At 44.8% G+C, this 12,652-nt stretch carries 10 protein-coding genes; all 10 read left to right on the top strand.

Translation table 11 applies throughout. From position 1 onward, the window contains the following. On the top strand, positions 1-972 hold a 972-nt coding region (locus K8S15_02080; protein ID MCD4774821.1), incomplete at its 5' end, for a 6-bladed beta-propeller. Between the two features lie 472 nt (positions 973-1,444). Further along, positions 1,445-4,060 carry a tetratricopeptide repeat protein gene (locus tag K8S15_02075; GenBank protein MCD4774820.1) on the top strand — a complete coding sequence of 872 codons (2,616 nt, stop codon included), beginning with the start codon at positions 1,445-1,447 and terminating at the stop codon, positions 4,058-4,060. Between the two features lie 42 nt (positions 4,061-4,102). After that, entirely contained in the window at positions 4,103-4,741 is a 639-nt protein-coding gene (locus tag K8S15_02070; GenBank protein MCD4774819.1) for an ABC transporter ATP-binding protein, read from the top strand. Then, positions 4,729-5,544 carry an ABC transporter permease gene (locus tag K8S15_02065; GenBank protein ID MCD4774818.1) on the top strand — a complete coding sequence of 272 codons (816 nt, stop codon included), beginning with the start codon at positions 4,729-4,731 and terminating at the stop codon, positions 5,542-5,544. Before K8S15_02070 ends, K8S15_02065 begins: the two co-directional genes overlap by 13 nt. 60 nt (positions 5,545-5,604) lie before the next feature. Beyond that, positions 5,605-6,675: a hypothetical protein gene (locus tag K8S15_02060; protein MCD4774817.1), complete on the top strand. Its 1,071-nt coding sequence runs from the start codon at positions 5,605-5,607 to the stop codon at positions 6,673-6,675. A 29-nt stretch (positions 6,676-6,704) separates the two neighbouring features. Continuing rightward, positions 6,705-7,184: a flavodoxin domain-containing protein gene (locus K8S15_02055; GenBank protein ID MCD4774816.1), complete on the top strand. Its 480-nt coding sequence runs from the start codon at positions 6,705-6,707 to the stop codon at positions 7,182-7,184. 313 nt (positions 7,185-7,497) lie between these two features. Beyond that, complete coding sequence (locus K8S15_02050; protein ID MCD4774815.1) at positions 7,498-8,400, top strand: patatin-like phospholipase family protein; 903 nt, start codon at positions 7,498-7,500, stop codon at positions 8,398-8,400. A 39-nt stretch (positions 8,401-8,439) separates the two neighbouring features. After that, complete coding sequence (locus K8S15_02045; GenBank protein ID MCD4774814.1) at positions 8,440-9,870, top strand: FAD binding domain-containing protein; 1,431 nt, start codon at positions 8,440-8,442, stop codon at positions 9,868-9,870. Further along, positions 9,867-12,128, top strand: a complete 2,262-nt coding sequence (locus K8S15_02040) for a molybdopterin-dependent oxidoreductase (protein ID MCD4774813.1) — start codon at positions 9,867-9,869, stop codon at positions 12,126-12,128. The genes K8S15_02045 and K8S15_02040 overlap by 4 nt, the downstream gene beginning before the upstream one ends. A gap of 8 nt (positions 12,129-12,136) precedes the next feature. Further along, positions 12,137-12,625, top strand: coding sequence for a hypothetical protein (locus K8S15_02035; protein MCD4774812.1), 489 nt, complete (start codon positions 12,137-12,139; stop codon positions 12,623-12,625). Positions 12,626-12,652: the final 27 nt, after the last annotated feature.

Raw genomic sequence — 12,652 nt, 5'->3', positions numbered from 1 at the left:
GATTCCAATTATGTATTTGGCACAATCATTGATGCTGCATATCTGAACGATGACCGCATCGCTCTTCTTGACATGTACAGGAAGAAGGTTCTTCTCTATTCAGAAGATGGTGAGTTTATATCTCAAGTGGGATCAGGCGGAAGCGGACCGGGTGAATTCCTGCTTCCATTCTCTATCACAGCACTTTCCAACGGAGGTTTTGCTGTATCCGACATACATGCAGGAAAAGTAGTGTTCTTCAATTCAACAGGCTCATTAGAACGGGAATTGATTGGTTTCTATCCGATGGCACCCATGACCATTGAGCAAGGTGTAACCGGTTCGATTATCGGCAAGCGGATAAATTACTACTACGATGAAGAAGAGGATAGAGTTCTCAGTGGTTCGGAGTATTGCGTTTGGTCTGACTCTACAGAACCGGATCTTGTATTACTGGAAAACTATGCCGTTCATCAATCGAACGATAGGATCTCATACAATTTCACTACCTCATCTGATGGAATGTTCTTCTGTTGCCCTTCATCCACAGAAGAATATGCTATCACAGGCTTCTCTCCTGAGGGTGATACTGTTTTCTATACAGAAATCCCCTGGGAGATCACAGCGATGACCCAAGAAGAATTCGATGTAGCGCGTCCCGGAATAATGGTGCCAGGACCTGGCAGTGAATCAACAATAACAGAACTGAGTGCAAACTGGGAACCAGATTCTATTCGAAATGCCGGATTGCTGGTTGGTGTGGATAGAGATGGCAGAATATGGGTTAAAACAGGTAGAGGAGAAACTGCTGCACCTGTTTTTGATCTTTTTGATTCAAGGGATGGTTCATTCGTAACATCTGTAGAGACCACTCTCCCTGCAATCGCCAGATACTGGAACATAGAGGTATCAGAATCCGGAATATTGGGATGGGATCATAACCCAGCTGACTATCCGCGCGTATATATCCTTGAACTCATAGAAGAGAACTAACAGAAAAGATATTGAGAATTCACGTATCCGTCTTCACGGGGAACGTACATCCGGATATAACAGCAAGAACGAACATTAATTCGAATATTTGAATCCTGTATTTGTTATCTATCTTTTTCTCTGTTCTCTCATCTCTACTTAACATATTTCTCCCAGGTTGTTTTTACTAATCAATTACTGCAAACCTATGGATATCTATGAAATTCCCAACCCCCATTCGCCGGAAGTAGATACCGGAAGTAAGTTCATTCAGTGTGGAATACGCTTTCCCGATAGCACCCATCTGTTGTTTCATCATTTCCAGGGCTTCTGTCATCCGTGGAATTGACCGGGCAGAGTGGCAGGTATTATCATCAGTTAAAGTTGAAAAACCGAGGTAACTGGAAAAAATGGTGCCATGTTGTGAGCGAATCACGGTATTTTTGGAAACTAGCTTTTCTATTGCTTAATCAACTAGGGGGAATCAGCTCTTATGATCGATTCGATACAGGCGCTGGAAGATAGACTTAGATCGGTAACCGATAAGGAGCGTATCGATCTACTGATAGATCTTTCCCTCAGGAACTGCAAGGTATCCCCTGCTAAAGCCCGTTCATACGCGGAAGAAGCCCTTAGTCTATCGGTATCCACCGGGTCCAGACTGCTGGAAGCAAAAGCTCTGAATGCACTTGGCAGAGCCTGTCTTGGTCAGCTTACTCATGCTGAAGCCCTGAAACACCTTCACAGTGCTCTTTCTCTTTTCGAAAAACTTGATTCAAAGCAGGGTGTGGCCAAAGTGCTTGGAAACATCGCTCAGGTATATCACTCAAGTGCTGAACAGGAAAATGCCCTTGAGTATCTTGGTAGAAGCAGGGCACTTTACGAAGAACTCGGCGACAGGAAACAGCTCGCAAGTAACCTTAACTCAACTGGTCTGGTTCTTCTCAGTTCAGACAGAGACGAAGAAGCGCTGAAGCACCTGACAAAATCACTGGAATTGGCCATAGGAGAGGATGATACAAAAACGATCAGAAGTGCCACCAACAATATTGGCATCCTCCACTATAAGAACGATAACCTGGAAGAGGCAATCGCCTGCTTCAAGAGATCTGCGGAACTCAGCGAACAGGTGGGAGAACTGAGATCACTTGCCGGCAATTACATCAATATAGGTACAAGTAATGTTCAGCTGGGTAATTACACCGATGCCCGTGAATATCTGAACAGGGGCCTTGAAATAGCTGAACAGTCAGAAGCATTGGATTTCATGATGCAGGGATGCCATTCTCTCAGCGAGCTTTACGAGAAGGAACAGGATTTCAAGAAATCACTTGAATATCACAGAAGGATGAGTGAACTGGAGAGAAAACTCTTCAATCTGGAGAAAAGCAAGGCCATTGCAGAGATAGATGTTAAATACCAGACGGAGAAAGCTGAACATGAAGCGGAAATTCACCGTCTTAAGAATACTGAACTAGTAGAAAAGAAACACCTCATAGAGATACAATCTGAATCGCTTAAGAAAGCCAATGTGGAGATAAGTGTCCACAAGGAAGAACTTCTTAAGAAAAACATGGAACTTGAGGAACTTCTTAAGGAAAAAAACGATTTCCTCAGCAGGATGGTGGAGCATATCTCTGACGGGGTAATGATTGATGATCAGAAGGGCAAAATTCTTTTCGCCAATGACCGTTTCCTGAAAATATTCGGTTACTCCCGGAATGATCTTCTGAATATGGATTCTTTCAGATGTGTTGCTCCGGAATGGAGAGAAAAGGTTCTGGATTACCACACACGGTACCTTTCCGGTGAGGACGTTCCCGACAGATTCGAGTTCGAAGGCCTTAAGAAAGGTGGGGGCAGAATCTGGCTTGAGGTTGGTGTTGCTGTCGTTGAGCGGGACGGTGTTTCACAGGGTATCCAGTCTCTGGTGCGGGATATTACCAACAGGAAGATACTTGAGGCTCAGCTTCTTCAGTCGCAGAAACTAGATGCTGTCGGAAGGCTTGCGGGAGGGATCGCACACGACTTCAACAACCTGCTTACGGTGATAAAGGGTCATACAGAATTCATTCTTTTAGATATTCCTGGAACCCATCCCATGCGACCGGATGCCGAGGGAATACGCAAAGCCGCCGATCGAGCCTCTCTACTCACCAAGCAGCTTCTTGCATTCAGCAGGCAGCAGATACTGCAGCCGAGGGTTCTGGACCTGGGCAGGATCGTATCAGGACTTCAGAGGATGCTGAGCAGGCTGCTGAGCGAGGATATTCAGCTTCTTACATCCTTTCCGCAGGACGCAGGATGTGTTTTCGCTGATGAAAGCCAGATCGAACAGGTAATCGTCAATCTGGTGATAAACGCAAGAGATGCCATGAGATCAGGGGGTAAACTCACTATCGAGATTGGCAACGTTGATATTGACGAACACTCACTGGTGACCAATCCCGATCTTCATCCAGGTCAGTACATGCAACTTTCTATCAGCGATACCGGATGCGGAATGGACGCAGATACACAGGCTCGTATCTTCGAACCTTTCTATTCCACCAAGCTTAGTGTAAAAGGCAGCGGCCTCGGCCTTGCCATGGTGTACGGTATAATTAAACAGAGCAACGGAGTTATTGAGGTAAGCAGTGAACCCGCTGTGGGTACAACCTTCATGGTATATCTGCCCAGGGTTGAGGGAGAACATATTCACCATGAGGAGCAGACCGAAAAAAACTCCGAATCCGGCAAAGGCGAGAACATCCTTCTGGTGGAGGATGATGAAGCCCTGAGAGGCATAGTTGAGCGATACCTTTCCCGAGAGGGCTACAAGGTGGTGTCTGCCGTATCGGCGGAAGAAGCATTGAAAATCTTTGAAGGCAACAGTGATGAATTCCAGTTCCTTCTTACCGATATTGTTTTGCCTGGCATCAGCGGCGTAATTCTTGCTTCTTTGCTGAAAGAGGATGGTTTCAACGGCGGTATCCTTTATATGACCGGCTATATGAAAAGCGAGATCATGCCTGATGACGTAAAAAAAGGCGACAAGGAGCTGTTGCAGAAACCCTTCAGTCTCACTGCTCTTCGCCAGAAGATAAGAGATATACTGGATACCAGGTAAGGCTTGTTCAACAGCCTGCACGGTGTACATATAAGGAATACTATGATTGAATTTAACGATATTCATCTATCTTTCAACGGCAAAACAGTAATCCAAAACCTTTCTTTTGAGATACATCAGGGAGATAAAGTTGTCATCCTTGGTAAATCAGGTTCAGGGAAAAGTTCTCTTTTCTCTCTTGCTTTAGGATTTATCAATCCCTGCGAAGGAGAAATTATCTTCAATGGAATGCGTGTTGATGAAAAGAACATATGGGATATTCGCAGATTAGTAGCCTATATTGATCAAGACGTAAGCATAGGCGCTGGAAACATTGTTGACTTGCTTGGTTTTGTTTCTAGACTAAAAACGAATACGCATCTGGATTTCAGTAAAGGCAAAGTTGATGATCTTACAAAATATTTTGAGCTTACCAGTGATTTCCTTAATAAGGATGTCGAGGATTTGTCCGGTGGCGAAAGGCAGCGTTTAGCTGTTGTAATTGCTGTTTTACTAGAAAGAAACATTTATTTTCTGGATGAGATCACTTCATCTCTTGATAAGCATCTCAAGAAAAAAGTAGCAGACTATTTCCTTGAAAGAAAAGACTGGACATCTTTGGTGATTTCCCATGATCCTGTATGGCTTGAGAACCCTTCTGTTAAGGTTTTTGCCCTGGAGGAGGGAAAATGGAAACTGTAGATATCACCATATTCTCATTAGGACTCGTATTCCTATTATTGACTTTGCCTGTAATAATTTGCGTATATTTTGGTCTACACTTAATTAAGCCCCTTTTATATTCTGTTACAAGAATGTCCATTCAACTAATTTTAATTGGAGTTTTTCTTAAATATCTGTTTCTATGGAATAGTTCATTTGTCAATATCCTGTGGTTAACAATCATGATTACAGTTGCTGTATATTCTGCTATAAAAGGTTCCACTATAAAAATCAGTAGGATTTTTGTAGCCACTTTTGTATCATTTTCCATTGCAACTTTTATCGTTGTTTTTTACTTGAACAGTTTTGTTATTCCCCTTACTAATGTTTTTGACGCAAGGTATCTGATAATTCTTGGAGGTATGCTTCTTGGTAATTCTCTCAGGGGCAACATTGTTGGCATTACCACTTTCTATAAAAACCTGAAGAAGGATACAAAAAACTATTCATATGTTTTGTCGCTTGGAGCTTCTCATTATGAGGCATTACTTCCGTATCTTCGTGATAGTGTTCAACTTGCGTTAAAGCCTACACTTGCTTCTATGGCAACAATGGGAATAGTCGCTTTTCCCGGTATGATGACAGGAGTTATTCTTGGAGGCGCAAGCCCTGAAGTAGCTATTAAATATCAAATTATGATCATGATTGCAATTGTGGTCAGTACAATAATAAGCGTAGTGCTTACTATTTTGATGACTATACGTGTATGTTTTAACAGGTGCGGCTCATTACGGCAAGATGTATTTATTGATACAAATACTTCTAAATACGCAACCGAATAAGGTGTCAGTTAATATTAATTGTAGAGTAACATTTTAAATTAAGTAATACGAGATGATTGTATGAAACCGAATGATCTTGCTGAAAAAGAATTCCTCAATGAACTTGAATCATTTCCTGACTTGAGAATGTCAACAATGAAGAAATCGCGTCATAAAGTATTCACAGAACAGCCGTTTGTTACAACTCTTGTACTTTTGGATGTGGTTATTCTCGCTCTAGTCCGAGAATTCCACCAGTATATTGATAAAGGAGTTCTTATGAAAAAAACACTCTGCTCATCACTGTTCAACTTCTCTATGCTGACAATGCTGCTGTTCTGTACATCACAATCCATTGCTGAAGTTCCCGGATTCTATCTGGAGGAATGGATAATTAATAATGGCGGTTCGGACGTGATAAACGTTCAGGATTTCCCCGCGGAATTCCTGCCTGAAGGACTGGATTATCTTGACCTTCTCGTTGTAGGTGAACCGGCGGATGGGCCTGAACTCGCACTCATCGGGTATGGGGAAGATACTCTGTATCTTGGTTCAACTTCCTTCGGAATGTTCATGAATCCGGTAAAGACATTCTCCTGGTTCGATGAGGAGGAAGATCTTGTAGTAGTAGCCTCGCAGTATCCTTTCAGCACGTCAACTAACACTATTTCTTATATCTGGGATGCGGAAACCCTGATCCTTGTTCCTGTTGGTACAACTGGTGAGGATTATTCAGATGATCAACTGTCGCTGGTGGATTCACTCCTCGAAACAGGTGAGATCGGACAGGCCGCTGAAACCCTGGATACTGTCATGTATCCCGCAAGGTACTACAACAATGAAGAGATGTCCTGCAAGTTTCTTATCGCGGCTCATACCGCCTCCATAGTCGCTTTTAAGGAAGGAAACATTCAGAGCGCGATGCAGTACTACGAAGAAGCCTGTTCAGCGTTCGAGCGGGTTTCCTGCAATATGAACTGGTGCTGTACTTTTGAATCCGTTGAACACTTTCAGGAAAGCCCTTTCTCCGAATTTATCAGCATGTATGAACTTTCATCCATACTCAGCGATTACGCTGTTATCTTCAAGAACGATGATCAAATAAGAGCCAGATCATTCGCATGGTGCGCAGCAGTCCTGGGGGAATATTAACCATATAGCTAAGATTGTGGAGAAATAACATGAGGAATCTGATAATCTACGCGACGAAGTATGGCAGTGTTGCGAACGCAGCAGAACTTCTTGCCGGAGAACTTCAGGATTCGACGGATCTTGTCAGACTTGGTCATGATGATCTGCCGGCTCTTGATGAATACGATTCTGTATTGGTTGGCGGTTCCATTTACGTAGGAAACATACAGAAAGAGGTTAAGGAATTCTGCCGGGATTTCGAAGCGGAGTTGCTTGAAAAGAAACTTGGTCTGTTCATCTGCGCGGCTGAAAAGAACGAAGAAAAGCAATTGAATATCATCAATAAGAATTTTTCGTCAGAGCTGATCGATCACTCAACCGCGGCCGGGTGGTTCGGACAGGAGGTTCATTTTGAGAAAGCTAGTTTCATGGATAGAATCGCCATACGGTTCATCATGGGCGCTAAGAAAAGCTTTTCTGATCTGAAGAAGGAGAACATCGCTGAGTTTGCCGCAAAGATTAACGCCTGATATATACTTATACCCCCACGCGAGCATGCAAACTTCATTGAGCTTTTGGAAAAATACTGCAGATGGAAGTGCATCCGGTTTCCTTACTGGTCAGGTAATCAGTGTTCATCTTGTTGTTATTGCAAGTGCTTTCTCTGGTGTATATCTGTGTCATCTTTTATCAGGCAATTACTCTGCTGTTTGTAAAATCATTCTTGTAGAATAAACAGAGGAATTCTCACTCAGGATTTTCTGTATTGGTGGTCGTCCAATCGGGATCCAATTGCTTATGTTATTGTTCAGTATAAACTCTCAATACCGGACGGAAATCTGAATGAGTAATTACCTGACGAATAGAATCCGAAGTCTTCTCGGTAGGAAAACGCCGGACGGTAAAAAGAAGAGTATCAGGCTGGGCCTTGCCCTGGGCGGCGGTGGAGCGAGAGGGCTTGCGCACATTCCAATTCTTGAGCTTCTTGATGAAATGAAAATCAAGCCATGCTGCATCGCGGGTACGAGCATAGGTGCTGTGATGGGGGCTCTGTATGCATCAGGTCTGAGCGGCTCGGAAATTCGCAGACTGGTACAGGATACAATCATCAGGAAGAACGATTCCCCGGTAGAAATACTCAAGGATATCAGGAGGCTTGTAAAACTCCTGGATATCGACTTCATAGGACCGGGGGTTTTCAAAGGCGATTCGATTATGAAATATCTTTACGATGCAATTAAGATAGACAATTTCGATAAACTTGAGATCCCGCTGAAGGTCGTGACCACAGATTTCTGGGCATCAAGCCAGGTGATCATCTCCTCCGGGGACCTTCTGCAGGGGGTCAAAGCAAGTATGGGACTACCAGGGCTTTTTACTCCTGTTAAATATGAAGATAAAATCTTAATTGACGGTGGAGGTGTGAATCCGGTTCCCTGGGATGTTCTGGATGAATGCGATTTAATTGTTGCTGTGGATGTTCTTGGATATGCAGAATCCGTATCTGACAGCCCGCCAAACGCAGTCAAGGCAATTCTGGACATGTTCGATATAATGCAGAAATCAATTGTAAAGGCCAGAATGAAATCAGGCGGGCCTGACGTTTACATAAAACCTGAACTCAAGAATATTGGGATTCTTGAGTTTAACAGAGCCGATGAAATATACGCATGCGCTGAAGCTTCCTGCAGTGAACTTGAAGAGAAGCTGATGAAATTCTATCCGGAAATACCGCCATCTTCATAACATCATTATACTCAGGACAGTCAATGGAATCGGGGGAAAATGATATCGTTCATTCTCAATGATAAAAATTACTCAACGAAGCTTCCTCCGGGGGCAGTTACACTTGATCTGATTCGCTCGGAAGCCGGATTAACTGGAACGAAAGAAGGCTGCAGGGAAGGTGACTGCGGCGCCTGTACCGTACTTCTGGGAATACCACTGCAGCAGGGGATCAAATATATGGCTGTGAATTCCTGCATTCTTCCTGTCGGGGAACTCCGGGGCAGACATCTTGTAACCATCGAAGGGGTTAATCCGAAGGATGGGCTTTCTTCCATTCAGAAGATTTTCGTAGAGGAAGGCGCCTCCCAGTGCGGTTTCTGCACACCCGGCATTATCATGTCCCTTACAGGTTACCTTCTGAACACAATAGATCCTTTCGATACGGGAGCAGCAGGTTCTTTAGGCGGAAACATCTGCAGGTGTACGGGATACGTATCTATAAGGAATGCCGCGAAAAATATATCCGGACTAATCGGACCTTCCCCAGCCGGAAGCTGCTACTCCCGCGAGCATCTTGAATGGCTTGTAGAAAAGAATATGCTTCCCCCCTATTTTCTCGGAATTAAAGAGAAGCTTCAAGTCCTCGATACCTGTGGATCCGAAAAACCCCACGAGGGCGTTTCAGAACACGAAATAGTAGTTGCAGGCGGAACGGATCTTTTCTCAGTAGAAGCTGAAAAGCTGAAGAATGCTGATCTGATGTTTTTATCAGAAAATAAAAAAATGAATGGAATATCCATAACTGATGACAGGATTAACATTGGAGCTGCCACAACCATTACTGACATCATCGATTCTCGAGTATTCTGTAGTACTGGCAATCTGCACAAAGCGTTAGAACTCGTATCCTCTGCTCAGGTCCGGAACAGGGCTACTGTGGGAGGAAACATCGTTAACGCATCCCCCATTGGCGATCTTACCATTGTTTTCCTTGCCCTTGACGCAAGGCTGATAATAACGGACGGTTCTAAACGGAGAAAAGTGATGTTGAAGGATTTCTTCAGAGGTTACAAGGTTCTGGATCTTTCTGCCGGAGAGTTGCTGGAAAGTTTTGAATTCAACGCGCCAGATTCATCAATGAGTTTCAATTTCGAAAAAGTCGCCATGAGAAAACATCTCGATATAGCTTCCATCAACACTGCCGCAGCGCTCAGGGTAAGCAACGGGATAATTGAGAAAGCTGACATCTCCGCGGGAGGCGTTGCTCCTGTTCCCCTCTATCTTGCCAGAACCTCAGCTGCCTTACAGGGAATGAATATTTCCACGGATACAGCCAGGATCGCAGTTCGTACTGCATGCGATGAAATCAGCCCCATAGATGATGTACGCGGTTCCGCTGTGTACAAGAAACTGCTTCTTGGAAAGCTCATCGCAGCCCACTTTGTTGAACTTTTCCCCGAATTTGTCGATGGGGAGAAATTATTATGAAACATCGGGACGCTTTTCTGCACGTAGGGGGCAGTTCCTTGTTCGTAGACGACTTCAAGCTTCCACGAGACATCCTTCATGCGGCAGTTCTGGTCTCCCCCGTTTCACATGGTGAGATAGAGATTCTGGAAACTGATGAAGCATTATCAATACCGGGGGTAGAGGCTGTTATCACAGCGAAAGACATTCCGGGTGAAAACCAGATAGGCAACATCATAATGGATGAACTTCTTCTTGCCGAGAAAGAAGTGCATTTCATCGGAGAGCCTATCGCAGTTGTTCTGGCGGATACACCGGAGAAGGCCAGGAAGGCGGTTAAGGCTATCAGGCTGGAAACGAGAAAGTTACCATCGGTTATCGATCCAAGGGAAGCCTTTGAGAAATGTATGCTGATAGCGCCCCCGAGGACTTTCTCCATGGGCAGCGTTTCAAAGGCATGGAAAGAGTGCGACTGCGTAGTTGAGGGACGTGCCGATTCGGGAGGACAGGAACATCTATATCTTGAAACACAGGGGTCCTTTGCCATTCCTACGGAAAATGGCTGCATAAGGATTACTTCCGGAACTCAGGGTCCTACATTCGTGCAAAAAATCGCTGCCAGAGTTCTGAACGTACCAATGAACAAGATAGAAGTTGACATCGGCAGGTTGGGGGGAGCGTTCGGAGGCAAGGAAGACCAGGCTACACCCTGGGCCGTTATGGCAGCCCTGGGTGTTCATTTAACCGGCAGGCCGGTAAAGCTGGTACTGAACCGGAATGAAGACATAACATGGACAGGAAAAAGGCATCCCTACAGTTCCGACTTCAAGCTGGGCCTTCAAAGCGACGGCACTATGATAGCATGGGAGGTTACATACTATCAGAACGGAGGAGCGGCATCAGACCTTTCAACAGCGATCCTTGAACGAACACTGTTTCATTCAACGAACGCCTATTTTATTCCCAATGTAAAGGCCACCGGTATCTGCTGCAAAACAAACCTTCCGCCCAATACAGCTTTCAGAGGTTTCGGGGCACCACAGGCCATGTTCGTTATTGAGTCGGCGATTTACAGTGCTTCGGAGAAAATAGGAATCAGCCCCCGGAAAATACAGGAAAAGAACCTGCTTGAAAAAGGTAACATATTCCCCTTCGGTATGGCATACGAGGGAAGTGAGATCAGACTATCATGGAAACAGGCTGATGGATTGTACCGTAAGGAAAACACAGGAAAAAGGGTAAAGAATTACAACAGCAGTAACGTGATGTTCAAGAAAGGTGTATCCTTCATGCCTGTCTGTTTCGGGATTTCTTTCACGAATATTTCTCTGAACCAGGCTAACGCCCTTGTACATGTATATACCGACGGAAGTGTGGGGATCAGCACCGGAGCTGTTGAAATGGGCCAGGGAGTCAATACGAAGATCGCCCAGGTAGCTGCAAGAACCTTTGGGATAGACCTTTCCAGAATCAAGCTTGAATCCACCAACACTACCAGGGCAGCCAACACCTCACCCACTGCGGCAAGCTCAGCGGCGGACATGAACGGCAATGCCACAAGAATAGCCTGCGATAATATTCTTGAGCGTCTTCTGGTTCATGCCGGAAAACATCTCGGCATACCTGATGACTGCAAAACAGAAATTGCGGATGAATCAGTACTTATTAACGGAAAAAAAACAAGCCTTAAGTGGGAACAGCTCGTGAACCTCGCATACCTTGCCAGGGTAAGCCTTTCATCGCAGGCCCATTACGCAACACCGGGATTGTACTTCGACAAATCCATCGAAAAGGGCCGTCCCTTCGCCTACCATGTGGCAGGGACAGCCATTACCGAAGTTACTATTGACAGGCTCAGGGGGACATTCTCAGTGGATTCAGTAAAGATCGTTCACGATGCGGGAGAAAGCATAAATCCCCTTGTTGATAAAGGACAGGTTGAAGGAGGACTTCTCCAGGGAATCGGCTGGGTCACAATGGAAGAACTGAAATATCATACTGAAACTGATGCTCTGCTGTCAGATTCCCTCGCAACCTACAAGATTCCTGATATCTACTTCACTCCGGATAAGGTGGATATTGAATTCCTGGAATGCCTTTCCCCAAACGCTGGAGTATACAATTCCAAGGCTGTGGGAGAACCTCCTTTCATGTATGGGATAGGTACATATTTCGCGATTCTCGAAGCAATCAAAGCATGTAACGGAGAAATCCCGCCGGTGTATTCAGCTCCACTGACTAACGAGAAGCTTCTGCTGCTTCTGAATAAAAAGCGTTAGAGAAGCGGATATTGAAACTCAGGTACGGCAGAACTGACATTCTAAAGGGACTTCTCATATACTCCACCGGGGATACTATCGCATCTATTCTTATGTCAGAATTCTCACTCGTAAGAATGCTGGGAATGATGATCATCGGCGGTACCGTTTACGCCTTTGAAATCCCTAATTACTTCAGATGGATAGATACGAAAACCGCAGGTATAAACGGTCTGCGGGGCTCACTGTCGAGAGCCGGCCTGGCCATTCTCTATTTCAATCCGATCTGGATAGCACGCCATCTTCTGTTCATTCAGATACTGCAGGGCAGCTGGAGCAGTATAAACTTGAGTCTTCTCAGCCTCGGGTTCTTTTCATTCGCTGCAAATGTACCTGTGGCATTCACAGCGAATTATGTGATACAAAATAATATACCTCTGAAGTGGAGGTTCTTTTCGAGTGCGGTGTTTTCTTCCCTCATGGCTATTTACTACGCCATGAGCCAGGTCATCTTTTAAATAGGGACGGAGGGAATTTATTTCAAA

It is taken from the genome of Candidatus Aegiribacteria sp. (genome assembly GCA_021108005.1).
GTDB lineage: Bacteria > Fermentibacterota > Fermentibacteria > Fermentibacterales > JCC-6 > Aegiribacteria.
Note: the sequence above shows the minus strand (reverse complement) of the source record. Positions and strands in the feature narration are given on the sequence as shown.

What these genes read in the sequence shown, in the direction of transcription:
- K8S15_02070 (MCD4774819.1), top strand. Translation starts at nt 4,103, where the DNA reads ATGATTGAATTTAACGATATTCATCTATCTTTCAACGGCAAAACAGTA.
- K8S15_02050 (MCD4774815.1), top strand. Translation starts at nt 7,498, where the DNA reads ATGAGTAATTACCTGACGAATAGAATCCGAAGTCTTCTCGGTAGGAAA.
- K8S15_02045 (MCD4774814.1), top strand. Translation starts at nt 8,440, where the DNA reads ATGATATCGTTCATTCTCAATGATAAAAATTACTCAACGAAGCTTCCT.
- K8S15_02055 (MCD4774816.1), top strand. Translation starts at nt 6,705, where the DNA reads ATGAGGAATCTGATAATCTACGCGACGAAGTATGGCAGTGTTGCGAAC.
- K8S15_02040 (MCD4774813.1), top strand. Translation starts at nt 9,867, where the DNA reads ATGAAACATCGGGACGCTTTTCTGCACGTAGGGGGCAGTTCCTTGTTC.
- K8S15_02065 (MCD4774818.1), top strand. Translation starts at nt 4,729, where the DNA reads ATGGAAACTGTAGATATCACCATATTCTCATTAGGACTCGTATTCCTA.
- K8S15_02060 (MCD4774817.1), top strand. Translation starts at nt 5,605, where the DNA reads ATGAAACCGAATGATCTTGCTGAAAAAGAATTCCTCAATGAACTTGAA.
- K8S15_02075 (MCD4774820.1), top strand. Translation starts at nt 1,445, where the DNA reads ATGATCGATTCGATACAGGCGCTGGAAGATAGACTTAGATCGGTAACC.